This is a genomic window from Qipengyuania xiapuensis, assembly GCF_019711395.1.
GTDB classification, from domain to species: Bacteria; Pseudomonadota; Alphaproteobacteria; order Sphingomonadales; family Sphingomonadaceae; genus Qipengyuania; species Qipengyuania xiapuensis.
The window spans coordinates 702,805-724,859 of record NZ_JAIGNL010000001.1; the positions used below are offsets into that span (position 1 = coordinate 702,805).

25 protein-coding genes are annotated in these 22,055 nt (G+C 63.5%); 12 read left to right on the forward strand and 13 right to left on the reverse strand.

What is annotated here, in order from left to right:
- Window positions 1–32 precede the first annotated feature (32 nt).
- Genes K3163_RS03500 through crcB form a run of 5 tightly spaced genes read right to left on the reverse strand, consistent with a single transcriptional unit; the run spans window position 33 to window position 3,123 of the window.
- Window positions 33–728, reverse strand: coding sequence for an ATP12 family chaperone protein (locus tag K3163_RS03500; protein WP_221552371.1), 696 nt, complete (start codon window positions 726–728; stop codon window positions 33–35).
- Window positions 725–937 (reverse strand): hypothetical protein, encoded by a 213-nt coding sequence (locus K3163_RS03505; protein ID WP_221429184.1) that lies wholly within the window; start codon window positions 935–937, stop codon window positions 725–727. Before K3163_RS03505 ends, K3163_RS03500 begins: the two co-directional genes overlap by 4 nt.
- Window positions 930–1,583: an HAD-IA family hydrolase gene (locus K3163_RS03510; protein WP_221552373.1), complete on the reverse strand. Its 654-nt coding sequence runs from the start codon at window positions 1,581–1,583 to the stop codon at window positions 930–932. Before K3163_RS03510 ends, K3163_RS03505 begins: the two co-directional genes overlap by 8 nt.
- Window positions 1,580–2,716, reverse strand: a complete 1,137-nt coding sequence (locus tag K3163_RS03515; protein ID WP_221552375.1) for an RluA family pseudouridine synthase — start codon at window positions 2,714–2,716, stop codon at window positions 1,580–1,582. The genes K3163_RS03510 and K3163_RS03515 overlap by 4 nt, the downstream gene beginning before the upstream one ends.
- Window positions 2,713–3,123 (reverse strand): fluoride efflux transporter CrcB, encoded by a 411-nt coding sequence (gene crcB / locus K3163_RS03520; protein WP_221552377.1) that lies wholly within the window; start codon window positions 3,121–3,123, stop codon window positions 2,713–2,715. Before crcB ends, K3163_RS03515 begins: the two co-directional genes overlap by 4 nt.
- A gap of 205 nt (window positions 3,124–3,328) precedes the next feature.
- Between crcB and rpsU the strand changes: the two genes are divergently transcribed.
- The 11 genes from rpsU (at window position 3,329) to K3163_RS03575 (ending at window position 13,029) form a co-directional block, all read left to right on the forward strand.
- Window positions 3,329–3,535 carry a 30S ribosomal protein S21 gene (gene rpsU, locus K3163_RS03525; RefSeq protein ID WP_034952298.1) on the forward strand — a complete coding sequence of 69 codons (207 nt, stop codon included), beginning with the start codon at window positions 3,329–3,331 and terminating at the stop codon, window positions 3,533–3,535.
- Window positions 3,536–3,613: 78 nt separating this feature from the next.
- Entirely contained in the window at window positions 3,614–4,180 is a 567-nt protein-coding gene (locus tag K3163_RS03530; RefSeq protein ID WP_221429180.1) for an FKBP-type peptidyl-prolyl cis-trans isomerase, read from the forward strand.
- Between the two features lie 59 nt (window positions 4,181–4,239).
- A complete protein-coding gene (gene gatC / locus K3163_RS03535) occupies window positions 4,240–4,542 on the forward strand; it encodes an Asp-tRNA(Asn)/Glu-tRNA(Gln) amidotransferase subunit GatC (protein WP_006834589.1) in 303 nt (100 codons plus the stop codon).
- Complete coding sequence (gene gatA / locus K3163_RS03540; RefSeq protein WP_221552379.1) at window positions 4,542–6,023, forward strand: Asp-tRNA(Asn)/Glu-tRNA(Gln) amidotransferase subunit GatA; 1,482 nt, start codon at window positions 4,542–4,544, stop codon at window positions 6,021–6,023. The genes gatC and gatA overlap by 1 nt, the downstream gene beginning before the upstream one ends.
- Window positions 6,020–6,796, forward strand: a complete 777-nt coding sequence (locus K3163_RS03545) for an FkbM family methyltransferase (RefSeq protein ID WP_221552381.1) — start codon at window positions 6,020–6,022, stop codon at window positions 6,794–6,796. Before gatA ends, K3163_RS03545 begins: the two co-directional genes overlap by 4 nt.
- Window positions 6,793–7,134, forward strand: a complete 342-nt coding sequence (locus K3163_RS03550; RefSeq protein WP_221552383.1) for a hypothetical protein — start codon at window positions 6,793–6,795, stop codon at window positions 7,132–7,134. Before K3163_RS03545 ends, K3163_RS03550 begins: the two co-directional genes overlap by 4 nt.
- On the forward strand, window positions 7,131–8,630 hold the full coding sequence (gene gatB / locus K3163_RS03555) for an Asp-tRNA(Asn)/Glu-tRNA(Gln) amidotransferase subunit GatB (RefSeq protein WP_221552384.1): 1,500 nt from the start codon (window positions 7,131–7,133) through the stop codon (window positions 8,628–8,630). Before K3163_RS03550 ends, gatB begins: the two co-directional genes overlap by 4 nt.
- Before the next feature lie 101 nt (window positions 8,631–8,731).
- Window positions 8,732–9,322: a hypothetical protein gene (locus K3163_RS03560; protein WP_221429176.1), complete on the forward strand. Its 591-nt coding sequence runs from the start codon at window positions 8,732–8,734 to the stop codon at window positions 9,320–9,322.
- Window positions 9,319–10,341, forward strand: a complete 1,023-nt coding sequence (locus K3163_RS03565; RefSeq protein ID WP_221429175.1) for a hypothetical protein — start codon at window positions 9,319–9,321, stop codon at window positions 10,339–10,341. Before K3163_RS03560 ends, K3163_RS03565 begins: the two co-directional genes overlap by 4 nt.
- 202 nt (window positions 10,342–10,543) lie before the next feature.
- Window positions 10,544–12,706, forward strand: coding sequence for a S46 family peptidase (locus K3163_RS03570; RefSeq protein ID WP_221552386.1), 2,163 nt, complete (start codon window positions 10,544–10,546; stop codon window positions 12,704–12,706).
- Window positions 12,707–12,792: 86 nt separating this feature from the next.
- Window positions 12,793–13,029, forward strand: coding sequence for a hypothetical protein (locus tag K3163_RS03575; protein ID WP_221552389.1), 237 nt, complete (start codon window positions 12,793–12,795; stop codon window positions 13,027–13,029).
- A gap of 6 nt (window positions 13,030–13,035) precedes the next feature.
- Here K3163_RS03575 and K3163_RS03580 read toward each other — a convergent pair whose 3' ends face one another.
- From K3163_RS03580 to K3163_RS03600, 5 genes are read right to left on the reverse strand one after another with little or no spacing between them, the layout of a single operon-like run.
- Complete coding sequence (locus K3163_RS03580; protein ID WP_221552391.1) at window positions 13,036–13,569, reverse strand: hypothetical protein; 534 nt, start codon at window positions 13,567–13,569, stop codon at window positions 13,036–13,038.
- On the reverse strand, window positions 13,559–14,020 hold the full coding sequence (locus tag K3163_RS03585; protein WP_221552393.1) for an META domain-containing protein: 462 nt from the start codon (window positions 14,018–14,020) through the stop codon (window positions 13,559–13,561). The genes K3163_RS03580 and K3163_RS03585 overlap by 11 nt, the downstream gene beginning before the upstream one ends.
- A 23-nt stretch (window positions 14,021–14,043) precedes the next feature.
- Complete coding sequence (locus K3163_RS03590; protein WP_247710165.1) at window positions 14,044–14,532, reverse strand: hypothetical protein; 489 nt, start codon at window positions 14,530–14,532, stop codon at window positions 14,044–14,046.
- A gap of 23 nt (window positions 14,533–14,555) precedes the next feature.
- Window positions 14,556–15,170 carry a hypothetical protein gene (locus K3163_RS13550; protein WP_247712447.1) on the reverse strand — a complete coding sequence of 205 codons (615 nt, stop codon included), beginning with the start codon at window positions 15,168–15,170 and terminating at the stop codon, window positions 14,556–14,558.
- A gap of 15 nt (window positions 15,171–15,185) precedes the next feature.
- Window positions 15,186–15,971 (reverse strand): hypothetical protein, encoded by a 786-nt coding sequence (locus K3163_RS03600; protein WP_221429170.1) that lies wholly within the window; start codon window positions 15,969–15,971, stop codon window positions 15,186–15,188.
- Window positions 15,972–16,011: 40 nt separating this feature from the next.
- Between K3163_RS03600 and K3163_RS03605 the strand changes: the two genes are divergently transcribed.
- Window positions 16,012–16,257, forward strand: coding sequence for a hypothetical protein (locus tag K3163_RS03605; RefSeq protein ID WP_221552394.1), 246 nt, complete (start codon window positions 16,012–16,014; stop codon window positions 16,255–16,257).
- 149 nt (window positions 16,258–16,406) lie between these two features.
- Here K3163_RS03605 and K3163_RS03610 read toward each other — a convergent pair whose 3' ends face one another.
- The 3 genes from K3163_RS03610 to K3163_RS03620 all read right to left on the reverse strand — a co-directional run bounded on the left by K3163_RS03610 (window position 16,407) and on the right by K3163_RS03620 (window position 21,978).
- The gene (locus tag K3163_RS03610; RefSeq protein WP_221552395.1) at window positions 16,407–16,712 is read right to left on the reverse strand and encodes a hypothetical protein; all 306 of its coding nucleotides are present in this window, start codon (window positions 16,710–16,712) and stop codon (window positions 16,407–16,409) included.
- Window positions 16,713–16,873: 161 nt separating this feature from the next.
- Window positions 16,874–19,732 carry a M16 family metallopeptidase gene (locus K3163_RS03615; protein ID WP_221552404.1) on the reverse strand — a complete coding sequence of 953 codons (2,859 nt, stop codon included), beginning with the start codon at window positions 19,730–19,732 and terminating at the stop codon, window positions 16,874–16,876.
- Window positions 19,733–19,773: 41 nt separating this feature from the next.
- Window positions 19,774–21,978 carry an acylase gene (locus tag K3163_RS03620; protein WP_221552407.1) on the reverse strand — a complete coding sequence of 735 codons (2,205 nt, stop codon included), beginning with the start codon at window positions 21,976–21,978 and terminating at the stop codon, window positions 19,774–19,776.
- Window positions 21,979–22,055 lie beyond the last annotated feature (77 nt).

The window sequence follows — 22,055 nt, forward strand, 5'->3', positions numbered from 1 at the left end:
GCTGGACCCACCCAAGTCTTTGAAGTATTGAATTATTTCAGGACAGCGTGTGCAAACTCGATTGCGGCGAGGAAATCGCCCTTGCGCTTGGTGCGGCGCTCTTCCGCTTCCTCGTCTCGGCCCCACAGTTCGACCTGCCAGTCCTCTTCGAGATTGGCCGCGTCCCACAGGGCCTCGCCGTCTGCCGCCGGTTCGAGGGCTTCCAGACCGATGCACAGCGATGCGGCGAGCGAAGTCGTCTGTTCGAGTGCGGTCAGGGTGAAAGCGTCGAGCGCCTCGAGCCGCTTGGCGAGCTTGCGGCGCGTCTCTTCGGTCTGCGGGCGATGGACGATGCCGCTGATCCGGTGGAGCTTCACGCCTTCACGCTCTTCCATGCCGGCGACGATCGGCTCCCACACCTCCTGCTGGCGGCGGTAGAGCGCTTCTTCGGGATCGGCGCGGTAGCAAAGCGTGTCGGTTTCCGCGTAGCCGAGCAGCTTTTCGACCACGCCCGACTTGTCGCGCGACAGAACGTCGAGCGCGTAATCGGTCATGTCGCGAAAACGGAAAGAAGCAGGGTCGATTGTCTCGCCCTGGCCGTCCCATTCGGCGGCCAGCATCTTGGCTAGCGTCTCGCTCGGCACGACCTGCGGCTCGCCGCCCTGTGTTTTTAGCGGGCGACCGTCGAGCGACACCGTCCAGCCGAGGTCGGTCCTGGCGGTGGTGACGTCCTTGTAGAAACGCTTCATTTCTCGCGCGAGCTCCACTTGCGGGCGAGAAACGTCGGCATCAGGAAGAAGTCTGCGAGCCCGACTGCTAGCAGCGCATATCCGACGATGTCGGGCGCATCGATCGTGTCTGTCAGGATCAGGATGGCCGCGACGACCAGGATCGCGCCACCAAGGCGCAGCAACTGGATAATATAGAAGCGGCTCACTGCGGGATCGGGCTCAGCCACCGATCATCTCCTCGAGTTGTTCCATTGTCTCGGCCACGCCCTGCGCGCCGGCAGCGAGCAGCTCGCCGGGCTCGTGATAGCCCCAGGCGACGCCGATGGCGCGAACGCGCGCGGCGATGGCCATGTCGATATCGAATGTGGTGTCGCCTACCATCACGGCATCCGCCGCGCCGACACCGGCCTCGGCAAGCGCTTCCTCGAGCATGGCGGGATGTGGCTTGGAAGGATGGCGGTCGGCGGTCTGGAGTGTGACGAAGCGGTGCTTGATGCCATGCGTCTCGAGGCAGGCGTGCAGGCCGCGGTCGCTCTTGCCCGTGGCAACGCCGAGCAGCCAGCCGGCGGCGTCGAGCCGTTCGATCAATGCCTTCATACCTTCGTAAAGAGGTTCTTCGAGGATGCCTGTCTCGCGCCTGCTGCGATAGCCTGCCTTGTACGCCTCGAGCGCGGCGGCGTGCTCGTCCTCGCTGGCATCGGGCGCAAGGATGCGAAGGGCATGGGGCAGGCTGAGCCCGACCATGCGGCGCACCTCGTTACGGTCGGGCGGGGCTAGTCCTGCCGCGGCGAAGGCCTCGTCCATCGTGTCGCAAATCGCCGCCTGTCCGTCGACCAGCGTGCCATCGCAATCGAAGATGACGAGGCGGCTCACTTCTTCTTGCCGCGCCCGGCGGGACGTCCCTTGGGCTTGCCGCCTGCACCGCCGCGCGCCCGGCGCGGGCCGCGCTGGGACTTGCGATAGTTCTTGGCGTGCTGGCGCGCCTGCTGCTTCTTTTCCTCGCGCGACTTGGGCGGAGGATCGTCGCGCATCGGCGTCGCATCGCTCGCATTCTCGTCGAAGCCGATCTGCTCCATGCTCGCAGCGAAATGTTCGGGCAGCTCGGCGGTCACGTCGAGCTTGCCGCCATCGGGGCTGTCGATGATCAGGCGGCGGGCGTGCAGGTGCATCTTGCGGCTGACCGAACCGGTGAGGAAGGCATCCTTCCCGCCGTATTTGCCGTCACCCACGATCGGGTGGCCCATCGCGGCGCAATGGACGCGCAGCTGGTGGGTGCGGCCGGTGAGCGGCTGGAGTTCGAGCCACGCGGCTTTCTTGCCCGCGGTGTCGACGACGCGGTACTTCGTCTTGGCCGGCTGGCCGCCCTCGTGGTCGACATGCATCTTCTCGCCGCCCGAACCGGGCTGCTTGGCGAGCGGGGCCTCGATCACGCCTTCCTTGATGTCGGGCACGCCGACGACGAGCGCCCAGTAGATCTTTTTCGCACTGCGGCCGGAGAAGCGCTTCGAGAAGAAGGCGGCGCTGCCAGGTGTGCGCGCGACGAGGAGGACGCCCGAGGTGTCCTTGTCGAGCCGGTGGACGAGGCGGGGGCGCTGTTCTTCGTCTTCATCCATGTAGGCGTCGAGCAGCCCGTCGACGTGGTTGTGCGTGTTGGTGCCGCCCTGTGTCGCGAGCCCGGGCGGCTTGTTGATCACCAGCGCGCTCTTGGTGCGGTTGATGAGCATCTCTTCCGCCTGCTCGCGTTCGGCATTGGTCAGTTCGCGCTTTGGCTTCGCCTTCTTGTGCGGGGCATCGCCGCCCGGGGGAACGCGGATCTGCTGGCCCTGCTCGAGCCGGTCGTCGGGCTTGGCGCGGCCGCCGTCGACGCGGATCTGGCCGGTGCGTGCCCATTTGCTGACCGTGCCGAAACCGATCTGGGGCAGGTGGCGCTTGAACCAGCGATCGAGCCGGATGCCGTCGTCATCGGCCTCGACCGTGAAGGTGCGAACTTCGTCGGAGGTCTTCATCCCGCCATCCTCATCACTGCAAGTCCGACCATCAGGCCGCTGATCCCCATCGCGAACGACAGGATCGCATAGAGCGAGGCGAACAGGTACTGCCCGCGCTCGATCATCAGGACCATCTCGAGGCTGAAAGCGGAGAAGGTCGTGAAGCCGCCCAAGAGGCCGACGCCTAGCAGGAGGCGCAATTGCTCGCTGCTTTCGTTGCCGTGACGTGCAAGCCAACCGGCCAGCATGCCCATCAGCAGGCTGCCGATCGCGTTCACCGCAAGCGTTGCGAAAGGAAAGGTCGTGACGATCGACGGGCCGAGCCAATGGGTCATCATGCGGCCGGTCTGGTATCGCAGCACGGCGCCTGCCGCGCCGCCCAGTGCGACGTGCAAGGTTGCGGCAAGTGTAGGAAGGGTGGACATTGGCGCTCCTCTAGCGCCTGCCGGGCGAATGCGAAAGCCGCCTACTGCGCTCTTGCCTTTTCCTCTTCGAATCCGTATGTGCGCCACCGTTCGAGCCGGTCCGGAACGGATTCGGCGCGTTTTTCGTTCTATTGGCGAAACTGTTTTTAGGAGGCAAAACCCGCTATGGCGGGCTCTGGCCCGCTTAGTTGAGGTGTTTTAATTTATGCAGATCATCGTTCGCGATAACAACGTCGACCAGGCTCTCCGCGCGCTCAAGAAGAAGCTGCAGCGTGAAGGCGTGTATCGCGAAATGAAGCTGCGCCGCCACTACGAGAAGCCGAGCGAGAAGCGCGCACGCGAAAAGGCTGCCGCCGTTCGCCGCGCTCGCAAGCTCGAGCGTAAGCGTATGGAGCGCGACGGCATCAAGTAAGCCGTTGCCAGCACCATTAAGCTAAGCCATGAGGGCGCGGAGAAATCCGCGCCCTTTGCGTATCAGGACACGAGTTACATGACCGAGATCACCCGCGTACCGCTCCAGCCCATCAAGAAGGGCTCGCTGACCAAGCTCTGGCTCGGCGTCCTCGTCGCCATCCTGCTGGGTGCCGGCCTCGCCTGGGCCGCTGCTCCCAAGGGACTGAGCGTCGACACGATCACCGAGGGTACCGGTCCGAATCCGCAGATCGGCGATGTCGTGTTCGTGAAATATGTCGGCAAGCTCGCCGACGGCAGCGAATTCGACCGTTCGCAGCCGCTTCCCATTCCGCCGGGCATCTTCCCGGAAGGCAATCCGCTGCTGATGGAAGAGGGTGCGATCATTCCCGGCTTCATCGACGGTCTTGGCCAGATGCAGAAGGGCGGCAAGTACGAGCTGACCATCCCGGGCGACATGGCCTACGGCGCCGAACCGCCTCCCGGTTCGCCCATCCCGCCGAACGCCGCGCTGACGTTTGAAGTCGAAGTGATCGACTTCATGAGCAAGGAAGATTTCCAGGCCCGCGCGACCGCTCTGCAGTCGATGATGGGCGCAGGTCCGGCCGGCAACGGCCCGCCCCCTTCGGAATCTCTGCCTGAATAGGATTTTTTCGCGCTCGAAGGCGCTTGATGGGGGCGGCGCGCGCGGCTAGTGCGCAGCCCATGTCAGTCACACGCGAAGAAGTGGCCAAGATCGCCTCGCTCGCCCGCATCAAGATGGGCGACGAGGAGCTGGATCGCATGGTCCCCGAACTCAACAACATCCTCGACTGGGTCGAACAGCTCGGCGAGGTCGACACCTCGGGCGTCGAGCCGATGACCGCGGTCATCCCGAACACGCTGCGCCTGCGCGACGACGTGGTCGATGCGATCCCCGAAACCTCGGGTGGCCGCCGCGAAGATGTCCTCGCCAATGCACCGGTTGCCGAACACGGCTTCTTCGGCGTGCCCAAGGTGATCGAATAATGACCGACTTCACCCAGCTTGGCGTCAAGCAGATCCGCGACGGCGTGGCCGGCGGCGATTTCACCGCGCGTGAAGTGGCCGAAAGCTTCAACGCCGCCGTTGCCGCAGCTGCCGAACTCAACGCCTTCATCGTCACCACGCCCGACCATGCGCTCGCCGCGGCAGACGCCACGGACGCGAAGCGCGCCAAAGGCGAGGATCTCGGCAAGATGGGCGGCGTGCCCATCGGCATGAAGGACCTCTTCGCCACCAAGGGCGTGCAGACGACCGCTGCCAGCCACATCCTCGAAGGCTTCAAGCCCGAGTATGAAAGCACCGTCTCGCAGAACCTGTGGGATGCGGGCGCGGGCATGCTCGGCAAGCTCAATCTCGACCAGTTCGCGATGGGTTCGTCGAACGAGACCAGCTATTTCGGCAATGTCTCCTCGCCGTGGAAGAAGGACGGCACCAATGCCGCGATGAGCCCGGGCGGTTCGTCGGGCGGTTCGTCTTCCGCCGTTGCCGCGCGCATCGCGCCGGCAGCCACCGGCACCGATACCGGCGGCTCGATCCGCCAGCCCGCTGCCTTTACCGGCATTTGCGGCATCAAGCCGACCTATGGCCGCTGCAGCCGCTGGGGCGTCGTCGCCTTTGCAAGCAGCCTTGACCAGGCAGGCCCAATGGCGCGCTCGGTCGAAGACTGTGCGATCATGCTCGAGGCTATGGCCGGGTTCGATCCCAAGGACGCGACGTCATTGCAGATGGATGTGCCCAACTGGGAAGCGGCGCTGTCCGCAGACCTGAAGGGCAAGAAGATCGGTATCCCGAAGGAATACCGGATGGACGGCACCGACCAGGCGATCCTCGACAGCTGGGAGCAGGGCAAGGCCATGCTGCGCGATGCTGGCGCGGAGATCGTCGACGTCTCGCTGCCGCACACGAAATACGCGCTTCCCGCCTATTACATCATCGCTCCGGCAGAAGCCTCGTCGAACCTCGCGCGCTATGACGGCGTGCGTTACGGACTGCGCGACCTGCCCGAAGGTGCAGGCCTGCAGGACATGTATGCCGCCACCCGCGCTGCCGGTTTTGGCGACGAGGTCAAGCGCCGCGTGCTGATCGGGACCTATGTTCTCAGCGCCGGTTTCTACGATGCCTATTACACGCAGGCGCAGAAGATCCGTACGCTGGTCGCGCAGGACTTCGAGAAGGCGTTCGAGCAGTGCGACGTGATCCTCGCGCCCACGACGCCGACCGCCAGCTTCCCGCTTGGTTCGCTCAACGACGATCCGCTGACGATGTATCTGAACGACGTCTTCGCCGTTCCCGCATCGCTTGCAGGACTTCCCGCGATGAGCGTTCCGGCAACGATCAACGAGGACGGGCTCCCGCTCGGCCTCCAGATCGTGGGCAAGCCGTTCGACGAGCAGGGCGTGCTCAACGCCGGTCTCGCGATCCAGCAGCGCGCCGGGTTCGAAGCGCAGCCGGAGAAATGGTGGTGAGCTTGAAAGGCGGCGCCCTCGACGCCGCCAAGGACCTGCTTCGCGGCGGGCCGATCTTCACTGCCAAGGCGGTTTTCGGAAAAAGCCTTCCGCTCGGCAGGGGCGAGAGCATTTCGGTACGCCCGGGCACGAGCGACGTTGAAGTCGTCCGCCAGGTCTGGCGCGACGAGCAATATGTCATCCCGCAGGACGAACAGCTTGCCCGCCTCAAGCGCTTCGAAGCGGCCATTCGTTCGCGCGGCAAGGTGCCGGTGATCGTCGATGCCGGGGCCAACATCGGCGCGGCGGCCCTCTGGTTCGCCCGTGAGTGGCCCGAGGCGCGCATCGTGGCCGTCGAACCCGATGCGGCCAACGTGGCCATGGCGCAAAAGAACTGCGCGGGCTGTGAACGCATCGAGGTCGTCGAGGCGGCGATCGGCGGCGAGGCCGGTTTCGTCTCGGTCGACAGCGAGGTGGAAGCCTATGCAGTCACCACCAAGCGCGCCGACAGCGGCTGCCGCGTGGTCACCGTCGAGGATTGCGTCGCCAAGGTCGAAGGTGGCGAATTGTTCGCGGTGAAGGTCGATATCGAGGGTTTCGAAGACGATCTTTTCGCCGCGAATACCGGCTGGCTTGACCGCGCCGCGCTGGTCTATATCGAACCACACGATCACATCTTCCCCGGCAGGGGCACGAGCAGGAATTTCCAGGCGGAAATGGGCAGGCGCAATTTCGACCTGCTGATCAGGGGCGAGAACCTGGTCTACATCCGCCGCGAGGAGGGCAGGCGATGATGAGAAATTGCGTCCATTCGCTCGCGAGCATTGCCGCGTTGCTATCGCTTTCCGCTTGCTCGACCGGTGGCATCCCCGGGTCGGTGCCGATGCAGGCCACCTTCAGTGATACTAGCGAAAAACCCCCGCAGGAACTGGCCCAGTGTATCGCGACGGAACTCGGCGAGGATGCGAAAGTCGGTTTCGAGGATGGCGCCTATATCGTCTGGCGGCCGCGCGGCGTTGGTGCGCTGCGCTACCGGGTGATTGAGAAAATCGAAGGCGACGGCTCGATCGTCGAATATGACAGTGAACTCGGCCGTGGCGCCGAGCTCGACAAGATCAGGAATTGCACATGAGTACTTATCGCATCCAGGGTGCAACCGGCGAATGGGAGGTCGTGATCGGCCTCGAAGTCCATGCGCAGGTGACTTCCAACGCCAAGCTATTCTCGGGTGCTTCGACCGCATTCGGTGCAGAACCGAATACGCAGGTCAGCCTCGTCGATGCGGCGATGCCAGGGATGCTGCCGGTCCCCAACCGTGAATGCATCCGCCAGGCGGTGCGCACCGGCATGGCGATCGAAGCGCAGATCAACAAGTGGAGCCGGTTCGACCGCAAGAACTACTTCTACGCCGACTTGCCGCAGGGCTACCAGATCAGCCAGCTTTACCACCCCATCGTGGGTGAGGGGCAGCTTCACATCGAGGCCGACGAGAAGGCCGGCATTCCCGAAGACAAGATCATCGGTATCGAGCGCATCCACGTCGAGCAGGACGCGGGCAAGCTGATGCACGACCAGCACCCGACCATGTCCTACGTCGACCTCAACCGCGTCGGCATCGCGCTGATGGAGATCGTCTCCAAGCCCGACATGCGCAGCCCTGCGGAGGCAGGCGCCTATGTCCGCAAGCTGCGTTCGATCCTGCGTTATGTCGGTTCGTGCGACGGCAACATGGAAGAGGGCTCGATGCGCGCCGACGTGAACGTGTCGGTTCGCCGCCCGGGCGAGGAATTCGGCACGCGTACCGAGACCAAGAACGTGAACTCGGTGCGCTTCGTGATGCAGGTCATCGAATACGAAGCCAACCGCCAGGTCGACGTGATCGAGAACGGCGGCACGGTCGATCAGGAAACGCGCCTGTTCGATCCGAACACGGGCACCACGCGGACCATGCGCTCGAAGGAAGATGCGCATGACTATCGCTACTTCCCCGATCCCGACCTTCTGCCGCTGGAACTGGAAGACAGCTTCATCGAGGACTGCCGCGCCTCGCTGCCCGAGCTGCCCGACGCCAAGCGTGCGCGCTACGAGAATGAGCTGGGCCTCACGCCCTACAACGCCCGCGAACTGACCGCCGAAGTCGAGACTTTCGGTCGCTTCGAAACGCTGCTGGCGGCGACCGCTGCCAAGATCGGCAAGCCCGAGGCAAAGGTCGCGACCCAGGTAGCCAACTGGGCGCTCTCGGTCGCACCGGGTGTCGCCAAGTCGCTGGGTGACGAGGCGGACATGGCGAACGCCACCGCCGAAGCGCAGGCCAGCATCCTCGCCATGCAGGACAAGGGCGAAATCTCGGGCGGACAGGCCAAGGAGATCTACGAATTCGTCCTCAAGGACGGCGGCGATCCCGAAGCCATTGCCGATGAAAAGGGCCTCAAGCAGGTCAGCGATACCGGTGCCATCGAGGCAGCGATCGATGAAATCCTCGCCAATAACGAGGACAAGGTCGAGCAGTATCGCGGCGGCAAGGACAAGCTGTTCGGCTTCTTCGTCGGCCAGACGATGAAGGCGATGCAGGGCAAGGCAAACCCGGCGGTCGTCAACCAGATCCTCAAGTCGAAACTCGACGGCTAACTAAAGCGGTAGAAGGCCCCCTTTATTGAGTTGACCATTATACGATTGCGGCTAGTTCTATCCGCGGATCGTAAGTTCAATTCTTTAACAGGGGGTCGCTAATGGGGTTTTCCCGTCTAGCCCTGCTTGCCTTGCCGCTTTCCGTGGCAGCGCAGGCGCAATACGTCGATGAACCGCTGCCTCAGCGGGAATTTACCGAAGCTCAGATCGAAGCCGTGGCCATGCCCGCGCTGGAGTTCGACATGGCCGAAGCCAATGTCGACGATTTCGAGAAGTATTTCTACTTCCACCGTCCGGAAACCGATTTCGCGACTGCCTACTACGACATCACCGAATGTGATGCGCTGGCCAGCGGCATCAGCTTCTATGCCGGCCCGACTGCGGGCGACATGGCGTCGAACATGCTGCAGTACGGCGTCGTCGCAGGTGCCATCGGTGGCGCCATCGGCGGTCTCATGGCCGACGCCATTTTCGGCTCGGGCGAGCGCCGCAAGCAGCGTCGCCTGAACATGCGTAACTGCATGTTCTACAAGGGTTATGACCGCTACGGCCTCGAAAAGGACCTGTGGCAGGAATTCAACTTCGAGGAAGGCCTCGGCAAGACCGAGGAAACCGAGCGCGAAAACAAGCTGCTGATGCAGGCACGCGTCGCATCGGGCCCGCAGCCCGAGCAGGAAAGGCTGGCACCATGAACATCATCCACAAACTGATTGCCGCCGCTTCCGCCAGCCTCGCGCTGGCCGCCGCTGCTCCCGCCGCTGCGCAGGAAGTCGAGTACGATGCCATCGAGGAAAAGAACCTCCTCAAGGGCAAGGCCTCGATCGAAGCCGACAAGGGCTACATCCTTCTCACGCTGCCCGCCCGAGGCAATGGCATTTTCGTGAAAACCCCCGATGCCGATGACATCGCGGAATATAACGAAGAGTGGGAAGAGAAGTACGAGAAGGCTGCCGAGCGCTATGCCAAGAAGCTCAAGAGCTATGAGCAGCAGCTCGAATATTGGGAGCGTCAGCGCCGCAAGCGTACCGCACGCCCTGAAAAGCCGGAGGAAGTGACCCGCGAGACCTTCAGCATCGGCGATATCGAGCGTCGCATGCTGGTTTCGTTCGGCCCGCAGTACGTGTTCTCGAAGGACACGGATGGCGAGAAGAGCTATTCCTACATGATCCAGGTCGAGCCGGGCACCTACACCTATTACGGTCCGATCTTCCTGATGCCCAACGGGCAGACCATGGGCACCTGCTATTGCATGGGCTCGGTGAAGTTCGAAGTTGGCGCCGGCGAGATCACCGATCTCGGCACTTTCATGGCACAGGATTGGGCCAGCGACGAGGACATGCAAATGGCGACCGTCGGCTATGAACCGATGGGCCGCGATCCGCAGCCGGTCGAGTACCCGACCTTCGCCAGCCTCGCCGACTACAATGTTGTTCCTGCCGACCTGCGCGCCGCCGGCAAGATGAACAACTTCTTCGGCATCCTGATCGGTCGCCACCCGCCGGTCGAAGGCGTGCTCGCCTACGACCGCGACCGCGTGATCGACGTGAAGGAAGCCGAGGCCATCGCTGCGATGGAAGCCGAGGCCGAAGCCCTTGCGGAAGCGGCCGAGGCTGTCGCCGAAGCCGCCGAAGCGATCGAGGATGCAGAAGCAGCCCTCGGCGAAGTGGTGGCAGAGAGCGCTGCAGAAACGGCTGCCGGTTCGGAAAACTGACGAACCCGGCATGACAGCCAATCAGGGGCACCGCGGGCACAGCGCTCGCGGTGCCCTTTTCATTGCATGCGAGACGCTGGCCGTGCCCCGTCGGCTCTTCGACGAACGACAAGGTTCGCGGCTTGCGACGGGACGCCGATAGCCCTAGCGTCGGGCCAGCCCGCGCGAGGGGTCGCGCGTAATCTGAGGGACTTTTTCAAAAATGCGTAAATCCGCCACTGTCGCCGCCCTGCTGGCGTGCGCCGCTTCTGCGCCGCTTGCCGCCAAGGAAGGCATGTTCACGCCCGATCAGCTGCCCGAAATCGCCGAGGACCTGCGTGAAACCGGCCTCGAGATCGACGCCGACGCGCTGTCCGACCTTACCGGCTTCCCGATGGGCGCAGTCGTTTCGCTGGGCGGATGCTCGGCAAGCTTCGTGTCGGAAATCGGTCTTGTGGTCACCAACCACCACTGTGCACGCGGTTCGGTGCAGTACAACTCGACCGCCGAGAACAACTATCTCGAGAACGGCTTCCTCGCGAAGGCTTTCGAAGAGGAACTGCCCGCAGCTCCCGGCTCGCGCATTTACGTCACCACCGCCCTGTCGGACGTGACCGACCGCGTGCGTGACGGCATCGACGCTATGACACCGACCGAGCGCTACGACGCAATCGAACAGCGCCGCAAGGACATCACCGCCGAGTGCGAAGAGAAGGCCGGCTACCGCTGCCAGGTCGCCAGCTTCTACGGCGGCGCGCAGTACAAGCTGATCGAACGCCTCGAAATCCGCGACGTGCGCATCGTCTATGCTCCGGCCGACAGCATCGGCAAATACGGCGGCGACATCGACAACTGGATGTGGCCGCGCCACACCGGCGACTTCGCCTTCTACCGCGCCTATGTCGCGCCCGACGGTTCGGCTGCCGACTATTCGGAAGACAACGTCCCCTACGAGCCCGAGCATCACCTCAAGGTGAGCGCATCGGGCCTGAAGGAAGGCGATTTCGTGATGGCTGCCGGCTATCCGGGTTCGACCTCGCGCTATGCGACGCTGGCCGAGGTGGAAAACACTTTCAGCTGGTCCTACCCGACCTACGTCACGCTGGTGAACGACTGGATCGACACGATCGAGGAAGCCGCACCCGAAGGTTCGGACGCGCGCGTGAAGTACGAATCGCTTCTCGCCGGCCTCAACAACTTCGAGAAGAACACCCGCGGCCAGCTCGAAGGCGCACGCCGCGTCGGCCTCGTCGAGCGCCGTGCGGAGCGTGAAGAAGCGCTTGCCGCATGGATCGCTGCCGACGACAGCCGCGCCGCCTATGGCGAGGCGATTGCCGGCCTGCAGGCGCTCTCGGAAGAAAGTGCGACCAAGGCCCGCCAGGCCTTCTGGTACAATTTCGCGACGCGCCCGACGCTGCTCTCGACCGCTCAGCGCCTCTACCGCCTCGCGCATGAGCGCCAGAAGGAAGACGCGCTTCGCGATCCCGGCTTCCAGGACCGCGACATGACCTTCTTCCGCCAAGGCATGCAGGCGATCGACCGTCGCTACGATGCCTCGGTCGACAAGGCGCAGTGGCTGCTGTTCCTCGATACCTACATGGACGAGCCAGCGGGCAACCGCGTCGCCGTGTTCGACGAGGCGCTCGGCCTCAATGCCGATCTCGACGAAGCCGCGCTGTCGGCCAAGCTCGACGCTTACTATGCCGGTACAACGCTGGGCGATGTCGACACGCGCCTCGCGCTGATGGAGGCGACCCCGGCCGAGCTCGAAGCGCTCGACGATCCGTTCATGCAGCTTGCCGTTGCGCTCTACGAATACGAGCGCGGCCTCGAAGCCGAAGGCGAGGAACGCGCCGGCCGCGCACAGGCGCTTCGTCCGGCCTATATGGAAGCGATCACCCAGTGGCAGCGCAGCCAGGGCCTGCTGACCTATCCCGATGCGAACTCGACGCTTCGCGTGACCTACGGCACCGTGCTCGGCGGTTCGCCCAAGGATGGCATGGCCTACCTTCCGTTCACCACGCTCGAGGGCATTCTCGAGAAGGACATGGGCGAGGATCCTTTCAACGCACCCGAACGCCAGCTTCAGGAAATCCGCGAGAAGGACTACGGCAAGTATTACTCGGCCGAGGTCGGCTCGGTGCCGGTGAACTTCCTTTCGGACCTCGACAGCACCGGCGGCAATAGCGGCTCGGCGACGCTCAACGCGCGCGCCGAACTGGTCGGCCTGCTGTTCGACGGTACGTTCGAAAGCGTCAATTCGGACTGGGACTTCGATCCGCGCACCACGCGCACGATCCATGTCGACACCCGCTACATGCTGTGGGTGATGGACAAGGTCGACGGCGCGCAGGGGCTGATCGAAGAATTGGACGTGGTCGACTAAGCCACGGCCTCCTGCAAACATGAAGGGCCGCCGGTGAAAATCGGCGGCCCTTTGTGTTTCAGGCGAAACGGGATAGCCTTGCCGACATGAAATGGCTCTTCATCGTCTTCGTGGTGCTCTACGCACTGGCGCTTTTCCTGCTGGCAGTGGGCACATTCGGCTGGTTCGGGCAGGAGCAGGATCCGCTTTCGGGCGTCTTCCTGATGCCGCTCGGCCTACCTTGGAACATCCTGGGCGACAGGCTGGGGCTGGGCGGACCACTGCTCGCGATCCTTTCGCCGGCCATCAATGCGGCGACCCTCTACTGGCTCTGGAAGCGCTGAGCGAGTTCAGCGACTGGCGGCAGGCTCGACCCGGCTGACCGGGGCAGCCTTTCCCAGCTCCTGCATGTGCTCGTCCGCTTCCTTCAGTATGCCCATGAAAGCTACGTAGTCTTCATCGAGGCAGCCCGAATTCCAGGCGATTTCCGTTGTCGTGGCGCCGCGCGTCATGCGCAGCGTCCCGTAGGCCGCGTCGGTCATGAAATTCTCGCAGTCCTGCGAATCCGGGGCAGGATCGGGCAGCCTTTCGAGGATCGTTTCCAGTTCGGTGTAATTCGAAACCTCGGGCTCGATCTCGTGCCAGGCCTGCGCCGCAGGCACATTGGGCAGCTGGCCATCCTCGCGAACCGCTTCGGTCCAGCTTCCACCGCCATTAGGCAGGATACGCCAGGACGACATCGGTGCGCCCCAGCTCTTCACCTCGAACTCGACGAAATCCCACGGGCCTTCTTGGGCGCTGCCTTGTGCATGGAGTGCTGTCGCGGAACCGAGCACGGACAGTCCCGCGACGAGGATCAGGCGGGCAGTTGTCTCAGCGATCATAGGACCGTTCGAAGATGTAGGTCGCGTCACGCGTGATCACGCGCAACCGACCCGTTCGCGGCGCGATTTCGAAGTCGGTGGCCGATGGCAGTTCGGCGGCCATCTGCTCCCCGAAACTCGGGCGCGGGCAGAATGCGCGCGTCGAGGTCATTCCGCTAATGACGATAGTCCCGCTATCCGGACCCGTCTCGCGCGCGCTCCAGCGCCCTTGTCCGCGGTTGCAGTCCAACTGGGCGTAGAGGGCACCGTCGCTTTCGAACGTGATCCCGTGGCGCTCGCGCAGATCGGGGTCGAGACGGGTCGAAACACCGTTTTCCCTGATCGCGAAAAGCGACCAGCTCGTGTCGTCGAGAACCGTTTCCTCGCCCAAGCCTGGAATTCCCTCGCAGGCTGGCAGCAAGAGCGCAGCTGCTCCCAGCATGAGGACTGTGTTCAACCTGCGTCTGGCCATGCTGGCCTCCCTCGTTTGTCGGTTTACCCCCCGGTGATCAGGGCATCGACGACGACATATGTTTCAGGTCCGTATGAGATCGTGACCTGGTCACCGTCGCGCGTGGTCTTGAATTCCCATCCGGCCGATCCGTCCGCCTGTGCGCTATCCGCGCCATAGGGGGTGGTGCCGTTGAAGAAGATCGCGCGCTTGCGCCCGTCGGGCTTGGTCACTTCGACCAGATGTGTGCCGTCTTCGCCCCAGTTGCGTTTGACGCCGGCGTTGCAGCTCTGTTCGGGCGGAGCGTTGTCGAACCCGCAGGGCATGATGGTGGTGGCATTGTAGTCCGTACCGGCGACGGTCGCATCGCCTTCGCCATAGGCCGGTTGCTCATCGGCGGGTTCTTCTGCCGTGTCCGCCACTTCAGCGCTTGCGGCAGTTTCGTCCGTCGCATCGGCTTCGGAAGTCGCGGCGCCATCGCCGCATGCGGCAAGGGTCAGCGACAGGGCGGAGGTGACAAGTACAATCCTCATGGTGGTAATTCCTCCCAGTCGTATCAAAGCGCGCCTTCGCTGCCGGTGTACATGACTTCGCCGACCGTTCCGTCGCGATAGGCAAGGCAGCGCCATGGAGCTTCGGCTCCATCGACATTGACGAAGATCGCGATCGCGGCTTCGCTTTCCTCGATCCGGTTGGTGCCGATCACGCGCGCCCCGGTCGTGCTTGCGACCTTGTCCGCACAGCGCGTCTCGAGGCTGTTAGCGCCGCGAATGGGGATCTCTCGCGGAGCCTCCGCCTGCACCGGACTTGCGACCGGGCCGTTCTCTCCCATGCCGACATTGGCATCGCCCATCGGCACGCTGACAAGGCGCACACCCTCGACATTGCCAACGATGTTTCCGTTCAGTGCCTCGGCCGAAGCTTCGCTGGGACAACCGACGAGTACAGCGCTGTCGTCGAGATAGTTGGAGGTTGCAGCGCTCTCGCCGAGGTTCCGGCAGGGATCGCCTGCATTGGGATAGCCCTCACCGAAGGGCGCGAGGCTCTCGGGAATGGAAACCAGAGTTTCTGCCGATGCATCCTCCCCTGCAGCATCATCTTCTGCCGGAGAGCCGCCACAAGCGGCGAGGGCGAGCGCCGAAGCGCCCGCCATGATTGCCTGAAATCGCATCCGTGTTCTCCTCTATCAGCGGCAGTTGGGATGCTGGCCGATATCGCGGATATCGTAGAAGCGACCGTCGGCGATCGTCACCTGCACACACTGGCGGGACTCGCGCCGCCATTGAATCGAGTAGCGCGTGTTGCCGCTGGTGAAATTGTCGACCTGGCGGAAACCGCGACGTTCGAGCTGGCTCATGCCGCCTGCCGCGCGTGCACCCTGCAAGTCCTTGAACTGCGCGACCTGGCGATAGCCGCCATGACCATGATGGTGCCGCAGGTTCGCATTCCGCTCGTTCACGCCCGCGCTGTAGCCGTTCGAATAGGCATCGGAGCGATCGTAGTTGTGATAGGCGGCATTGTGCAGGCCGTCCTGATAGCCGCGTTCGTAATGCGCCTCGTCGTTGCGGTTGTCGTGATGCCTGTTGTCGTCATGGTGGTGAGACTTGTGACTCAGCAGTGCGCCCAGGATTGCTGCACCGGCAACTGCGGCAACCGCTGCTCCGGCATTGCCCTTGTGATGGCCGCAATCCTGATCGCTGGCATCGTTGATCGTCATGACGCGTCCGTCATAGACCTCGACATTGACGCAATCGTCGTCGCCTTCGTCCCACCAGTAGCTGTAGACGTAGCCACTATCGTTCTTGTGGGTCGAGACATGGGCGAAGCCGCGCTCGCGCAGCTGGCTTTCCGCGTCACGCCCATAGGAGCCGTTGATGTAGGTGAGTTCGCTGGCCTTTTCGGCCAGAACCGGAACGGCAGCCATGGCGGCGAGTGCGGTTCCGGCGACAAGATGTTTCAGTCCGACGGTCATTCAAGTCCTCCTTCTCACCTCCGGAATGAAGGCGCTCTGCGTGAATTTCGAATCGACCCGAACGTTTTGTATTTTCGGCCAAGGTATCACCGAAAATGGCGAGATTATGGCATTGGGGTCCCGGCTGAACTTCCCGAGATTTCCGATATTTAATTCAGCTAGTCAGTCTGGAGGGTTATCCATGCATTTCGATTTGGCTCATGCCGCCGTCAGCGCAGTTGTTATCGGCATCCTCGTCTTCCTGTTGCGGGACAAGGGGGAGGCTGGTGCCGGGAAATCGAGATGAACTGGCGGATTTTCTTCGCGGTCTTCGTGGCGATGTTCCTCATCAACCTAGTCTGGCCTTACGACACGCCCTAACCGGGCGCGCCTTGCGGGCACGAAAAAGGGCCGCCGGATCGCTCCGGCGGCCCCTTTCGTTTCAGGTCTGGACGATCAGCCCTGGCGTTCGCCGGTCAGTGCCATGTCGCCGAATGCGCCGGCGTTGACGGTGCCGGTCAGCTGGTCGCCATTGACGGTAGCCTTGCAGTTGAGCGTCATCGGCATCGGCACGGTCATGTCCATCGCCCAGGTCAGCTCGTCGCCGTTGATCTTGCCGTCCTTGACGTCCATCGAACCCATGCCGCCGGCCATCGAACCGGTGAAGGTGTGGCCATCGTCACCCGGAACGACAGTGAAGGTGCCCTTCTGGTCGCCCATCGGGCTCTTGACGACGGTGTCATAAGTACCGGCTACGGACATGCGTATTCTCCTAAATTGCGGCGGTCTCTGGGGGAGCGGACCGCTATGGCTCTGCGCGCTTGTTTACACGTGTGTCAGTTAGGTTCAACCACAACTGGCAGGCGGAGCGAAAGAGGACGGCGGCGCGCCTGCCGCCCTCTTTCTGATCGGTAGCCTCGGACTTATTCGTCGCTCGGCAGTTCGCGGACTTCGATCGGCAGGCCGAGCGGTTCGAGCTGGCTCATCACCTGCTCTGCATCGCCGACCACCAGCCAGATGAAGTCGTCCTCGTTAAGTGCCGCGCGTGCAGCGGCATCGAGGCTGTCGGTCGTCTGGGCCTGGTACTTCTCGACCAGCGTCTCGTAATAGTCGTCACTGCGGCCGTAGAGCGCATTGCTCTGCAGCGCGCTGAGGACCGCGCCCGAGGTTTCGAAGCGGCCCGGCAGTTCGCCGATTTCCGAGGCGACATTGCGCGCGAGCTCTTCCGACGTCACGCCGCGGGTCGAGAGGAACTCGGAAATCTCGCGGCGAACTTCGGCGAGCGAGTCCCCGGTCCGGTCGGCCTGCACGCCGCCCGCGGTGAAGTAGACCACCGCGTTCTCGAAGGTCTGCGCACCGCCGCGGTAGCCGTAGCTCCAGCCCTTGGTCTCGCGCAGGTTCATGTTGAGACGTGCGAGGAAGTTGCCGCCCAGCGAGTTGTTCGCGTTGGTGAAGTCGATGTAATCCGCGTCACGCGCATCGAGCGGCGTCAGCTGCGCCCCGACGATGTAGCTCTGCGGTGAATTCGGGCGGTTGTAGAGGATGATGCGATTGCCTTCGGTCGCCTGCGCGGCAGACGCGAATGTCTTCGTACCCTTGGCTGCTTCCGGCGCACTCCAGTCACCGAACACGGCGTTCAGCGAATCGACCACATCGGCAAGCGGCTGGTCGGAAACGACGAAGACTTCGCCATTGTCGGGCCGGATCCAGCGATCCTTGAAGGCGTAGAGGTCGGCGCGGGTGATCGACTGGACGCTCTCCACCGTGCTCGTACCGCCATAGGGGCTGGACTCGCCGAAGATCTCGGCTGGCATGGCGCGGAAAGCGATGCCGTTGGGCGACTTCATCTGCTGGCGGATGCCGGTGATCGTCTGCGTGCGCACACGTTCCAGATCGGCTTCGTTGAAGGCCGGGTTGCGGATGATGTCGCTCAGCAGTTCGAGCGAGGGCGTGAGGTTCGCCGACAGCGCCGACAGGGTGAAGGTCGAACGGTCGGATCCACCGCCGGTCGAGATCGTCAGGCCCAGCTTCTCGCGCTCTTCGGCGATCTGCTGGCTGGTCATGCCCGCCGTGCCTTCGTCGAAGAGGTTGAGGGTCAGGTCTTCCAGACCGCGCATGCCTGCAGGGTCTGCGGCACTACCGGCGTTGAACGACATGGTGACATAAGTCGCCGGGACCGCATCGCGCTGGGCGTAGGTCACGGCCATGCCGTTGGCGAGCGTGGCGCGCTGGATGTCAGGGAAGTCGAGCGTCGCGATGGTGTCGATCGGCGGGGCCGGACGCACCTCGGTGACGGTGATTTCTTCGGCTTCGCGATCACGCTCCGAGGCGTTGTCCGCGCCGCCGACGGATGCGGCCTCCTCGTAGTCGCTGTCGCGCTCGCCCGGTTCGAGGACAAGGGTGAAGGCGGGGCGCGTCATCCAGCGCTCCATAGCCGACTTCACGTCTGCCGCAGTGAGCGTGGCCAGCGTGTCAAACTGCTTCTTGTAGAAGCCCGGATCGTCGGCGAGCACTTCGCCGCGGGCCAGCGTCACGGCCTTGCCGCCAAAGCCGCCGACCTGTTCGAGGCCGCGGATCGTTCCGGCGAGGTCGTTGGTCGCTGCGCGGCGAACTTCGTCCTCGGTCGGACCTTCGGCAATGTATTCGGCGATCAACTCGTCGAGGCGGCTTTCGAGCACTTCAAGCTCCACGCCCGGCTTGAGCGTGGCGTTGACCAGCAGGATGCCGACGCGCTGGAAGTCGAAGTTGCCTGCGCCGACGCTCACGGCGAGCTGCTCGTCGCGCACGAGGATTTCGTCGAGGCGGCTCGAGGCGAGGCCGCCGAAGACGCTTGCGCCCACGTTGAGTGCGGTCAGTTCCTCGCTGGTGATGCCAGGGACTGCCCAGTACTTTGTGATCGTCGTCGCGGCGACATTGTCGCGCATCACGCTGCGCTTGTCTTCGGTGAGGACGGGGATCGCCGCCTCAGCCGGATTATTGACCGGGCCGCGGTTGATCGGGCCGAACCATTTTTCCATCAGCGGGCGCGCTTCGGCGGCCGAGATGTCGCCCGCGAGCACGACAGTGGCGTTGTTCGGGCCATACTTGTCGCGGAACCAGCTGCGCACATCGTCCATCGAGGCGCTGTCGAGGTCGGCCATCGAGCCGATCACCGAGTGGCCATAGGGGTGGCCTTCGGGGAACATGTTCTCGAGGATCTCATAGAAGACGAGGCCGCCCGGCTGGTTGTCGCCCTGGCGCTTTTCGTTCTGCACGACGCCGCGCTGGTTATCGAGCTTCTCCTGCGTCACTGCGCCGAGAAGGTATCCCATGCGGTCGCTTTCCAGCCACAGCGCGCGTTCGAGCGCGGGGCGCGGAACGGTCTGGAAGTAGTTGGTACGGTCGAAGTTGGTCGTGCCGTTGTAATCGGTCGCGCCCATTTCCTGCAGGTACTGGAAGTAGTCGTTCGGGGCATTTTCCGATCCGTTGAACATGAGGTGTTCGAACAGGTGGGCAAAGCCGGTCTTGCCTTCGGGTTCGTCCTTGGAGCCGACATTGTACCACACGGCGACGCCGACGATCGGGGCCTTGCGGTCTTCGTGGACGATCACGTCGAGCCCGTTGGCGAGAGTGAACTTCTCATAAGGGATCGCGACTTCATCGACCAGCTCGGTCAGGCTGGCGACTTCGGCAGCGGCCGGTGCCTCGATGGCAGCATCTGCGCTGGCGACCGGTGCGTCGGAATAAGACGAGCACGCCGATACGGCGAGGGCGATGATACTGGTCGAAATCAGACGCTTCATTTTGCTTTTCTCCAAGACAAATCTGTGCGGGGTCTAGGCGGTTACGGCGTGTGCGTCACCCTCTTCCGGCTGACGGCATGGGCGAGGACATCCTCGCGCCAGAAATGCACCGGCTTCAATCGGTGCTGGACGAACAGCTGCATCTGGTCGTCGTAATGCGGGGAATCAGGCCGCGTGGTCGCCGCTCCGAACGGTTGGATCGACTGCGAGGTGACGCGTTCTCCGGGGTCCCACTCCACCCACTGGATGAAGCTGTCGCCATGGCGAAGCGCGAGCCGCCCGTCCTCGTTCACGTCCCACAGGGTCGAGGCGCGCAGCGTGTCGGACCCGCCATCGAGCGGGAGATCGACCTCGCCCTGCCTCAGGCGCAGCAGCTCGCTCATCGGCGGGTCGATCCGGCCGAAGTGGGTTTCGAGATGCGCGGTGTGTTTCGCCAGCTCCTCGCGGACGTCGGGGCACGGCTTGTTCTGATAGGAGCAGGACATGTACTCGCGGATCATCAGGAGCGCGAGCGCATCGGCCCGGCCTTCGCTGTCGGCGGTGAAATCCCATTCCATCAGCATGTCGCGCGCTTCTGCAAGGCGCGCCTCGTCCGACAGGTCGAGTGCCTCGAGATCGCTCCAGAGCTGCGCGACGTAGCCGTCACGCTCATAGCCGGTATCATACTTGATGCGCTTCAGGTTCTCGCGGTCGAGCAGCTGCGCGTCGCTCAGGAGCTTCCATGCGCGGCGCGATCGATTGGTCTGCTTGAGTTCCACGCCGAGTTCGGGTGCGAATTCTTCGGGCGACAGGTCGCTGCCGGGCCCAGCGGCGGTATAGGGCGCATTGTTCGCATTATAGAGCCAGCCCGAGGGCGGGTTCACGTAACGCGGCAATTCCTCGTAATCGACCGGGCCGTTCCAGAGCAGGTCCGGGTCGCTTCCATCGAGTACGCTGCGCCAGTTCGGCCCTTCCGGCCGGTCGGGAATGGCAGCGTTGTAGACATAGGCAATGTTGCCCGCCTTGTCGGCATAGATGAAATTGGTGGAGGGTATGTCCATCCGGGCAAGGATGCTTTCCCATTCCTCGAGACTCTGCGCCTTGTTGAGCCGGTAATAGGCGTCGAGCTGGCCGATATTGTCGATACCGCCATAGCGGAAGGCGAAATGGCCGTTCTCGTTGGCGATCACCGGGCCGTGGACGCTGCGATGAATGTCGCGGCGGATCGGCAGGACGACCGGTCCGATGCGAACCGGCAGCGTGACCGTGCGAATTTCGAGGTCGCGCCACTCGCCGCCGAAGCGGTAGCGCGTGCCGGTCTCGTCCATCTCGAGCTGGTACACATCGACCATGTCGGGGGTGTTGACCGTGTTGGTCCAGCCGAGGTCGCGGTTGTGGCCGAGGAAGGGGAAGGGCGAGCCGGGGAAGTTCGCTCCGGCATAGTGCCAGCCTTCCTCGCTTTCGACGACCAACTCGTACCAGGCGACACCGCCGCGCAGCGGCTGGTGGCTGTTCGAGATGAGCGTGGTCGGGCCGCCCGACTTCTCGGGTGCGACGGCAAAGGCATTCGATCCGTTGTGCGCGCCGTCGGGTCCGAACGGCGAATAGGCGACGTCTTCGCCCTCCTGCTGGTCGCCAGCGCGCAGCGGGCGCGAACCTTCGCGCGGGAAGCCGGGAATGTCGGGGCCGAACTCACGCCGCAGATCTTCACCCTGCACGAGCGGCTGGATGACATTGTTGAGGCCGAAGAAGAACGGCTGGCGCAGTGCGAAACCCGCCGCGACATCCTTGCCGTCGATCGGGAAGAGGTTGGCCAGCTTTATTTCTTCCGGGTTCTGGCGTGCATAGTCATTCATGCCGGTGGCATAGGCTTCGAACAGCGCGCGGGTGTCTTCGGGCAGCTGCGGATAGTGCCGCTCTGCCGTGCCACGCGCATCGAGCAGGTGGTAGACGTAGTCGATCGCTGCGCCCTCCTCGCCCGCAATCGCGCCGTAGCGCCCGCGGGCCATGGCCAGTACGTCCTGCAGCGTGGCGAAATCGTCTTCTGCATGGGCGATGGCGACACCGTAGGCGACGTCGCGATCGCGCTCCCCGTAGATATGCGGCACGCCGTAATCGTCGCGGATGATCTCGGCGGAATAACTTTCTGTCGTGAGCGCAACCTGGTCACGTTTGGCCCAGAAGGGTTCCCAGCTCGCCAATGCGACGAAACCGACCAGCACGACCACGAACAGGGCGAACAGGATTCGCCCGAACCACTTCCGCATAGAATTCAGTCCTCTCTTGGAGCCTGCCTAGCGAGCGAAGGCCGGACTCGCAATCGTACTGGGCAAAACGATGGTTA

What these genes read in the sequence shown, in the direction of transcription:
- gatA (WP_221552379.1), top strand. Translation starts at nt 4,542, where the DNA reads ATGACCGACTTCACCCAGCTTGGCGTCAAGCAGATCCGCGACGGCGTG.
- gatB (WP_221552384.1), top strand. Translation starts at nt 7,131, where the DNA reads ATGAGTACTTATCGCATCCAGGGTGCAACCGGCGAATGGGAGGTCGTG.
- K3163_RS03570 (WP_221552386.1), top strand. Translation starts at nt 10,544, where the DNA reads ATGCGTAAATCCGCCACTGTCGCCGCCCTGCTGGCGTGCGCCGCTTCT.
- K3163_RS03530 (WP_221429180.1), top strand. Translation starts at nt 3,614, where the DNA reads ATGACCGAGATCACCCGCGTACCGCTCCAGCCCATCAAGAAGGGCTCG.
- K3163_RS13550 (WP_247712447.1), bottom strand. Translation starts at nt 15,170, where the DNA reads ATGCGATTTCAGGCAATCATGGCGGGCGCTTCGGCGCTCGCCCTCGCC.
- crcB (WP_221552377.1), bottom strand. Translation starts at nt 3,123, where the DNA reads ATGTCCACCCTTCCTACACTTGCCGCAACCTTGCACGTCGCACTGGGC.
- K3163_RS03585 (WP_221552393.1), bottom strand. Translation starts at nt 14,020, where the DNA reads ATGGCCAGACGCAGGTTGAACACAGTCCTCATGCTGGGAGCAGCTGCG.
- K3163_RS03600 (WP_221429170.1), bottom strand. Translation starts at nt 15,971, where the DNA reads ATGACCGTCGGACTGAAACATCTTGTCGCCGGAACCGCACTCGCCGCC.
- K3163_RS03610 (WP_221552395.1), bottom strand. Translation starts at nt 16,712, where the DNA reads ATGTCCGTAGCCGGTACTTATGACACCGTCGTCAAGAGCCCGATGGGC.
- K3163_RS03590 (WP_247710165.1), bottom strand. Translation starts at nt 14,532, where the DNA reads ATGAGGATTGTACTTGTCACCTCCGCCCTGTCGCTGACCCTTGCCGCA.
- K3163_RS03620 (WP_221552407.1), bottom strand. Translation starts at nt 21,978, where the DNA reads ATGCGGAAGTGGTTCGGGCGAATCCTGTTCGCCCTGTTCGTGGTCGTG.
- K3163_RS03500 (WP_221552371.1), bottom strand. Translation starts at nt 728, where the DNA reads ATGAAGCGTTTCTACAAGGACGTCACCACCGCCAGGACCGACCTCGGC.
- K3163_RS03550 (WP_221552383.1), top strand. Translation starts at nt 6,793, where the DNA reads ATGATGAGAAATTGCGTCCATTCGCTCGCGAGCATTGCCGCGTTGCTA.
- K3163_RS03580 (WP_221552391.1), bottom strand. Translation starts at nt 13,569, where the DNA reads ATGATCGCTGAGACAACTGCCCGCCTGATCCTCGTCGCGGGACTGTCC.
- K3163_RS03575 (WP_221552389.1), top strand. Translation starts at nt 12,793, where the DNA reads ATGAAATGGCTCTTCATCGTCTTCGTGGTGCTCTACGCACTGGCGCTT.
- K3163_RS03560 (WP_221429176.1), top strand. Translation starts at nt 8,732, where the DNA reads ATGGGGTTTTCCCGTCTAGCCCTGCTTGCCTTGCCGCTTTCCGTGGCA.
- gatC (WP_006834589.1), top strand. Translation starts at nt 4,240, where the DNA reads ATGTCAGTCACACGCGAAGAAGTGGCCAAGATCGCCTCGCTCGCCCGC.
- K3163_RS03565 (WP_221429175.1), top strand. Translation starts at nt 9,319, where the DNA reads ATGAACATCATCCACAAACTGATTGCCGCCGCTTCCGCCAGCCTCGCG.
- K3163_RS03515 (WP_221552375.1), bottom strand. Translation starts at nt 2,716, where the DNA reads ATGAAGACCTCCGACGAAGTTCGCACCTTCACGGTCGAGGCCGATGAC.
- K3163_RS03615 (WP_221552404.1), bottom strand. Translation starts at nt 19,732, where the DNA reads ATGAAGCGTCTGATTTCGACCAGTATCATCGCCCTCGCCGTATCGGCG.
- rpsU (WP_034952298.1), top strand. Translation starts at nt 3,329, where the DNA reads ATGCAGATCATCGTTCGCGATAACAACGTCGACCAGGCTCTCCGCGCG.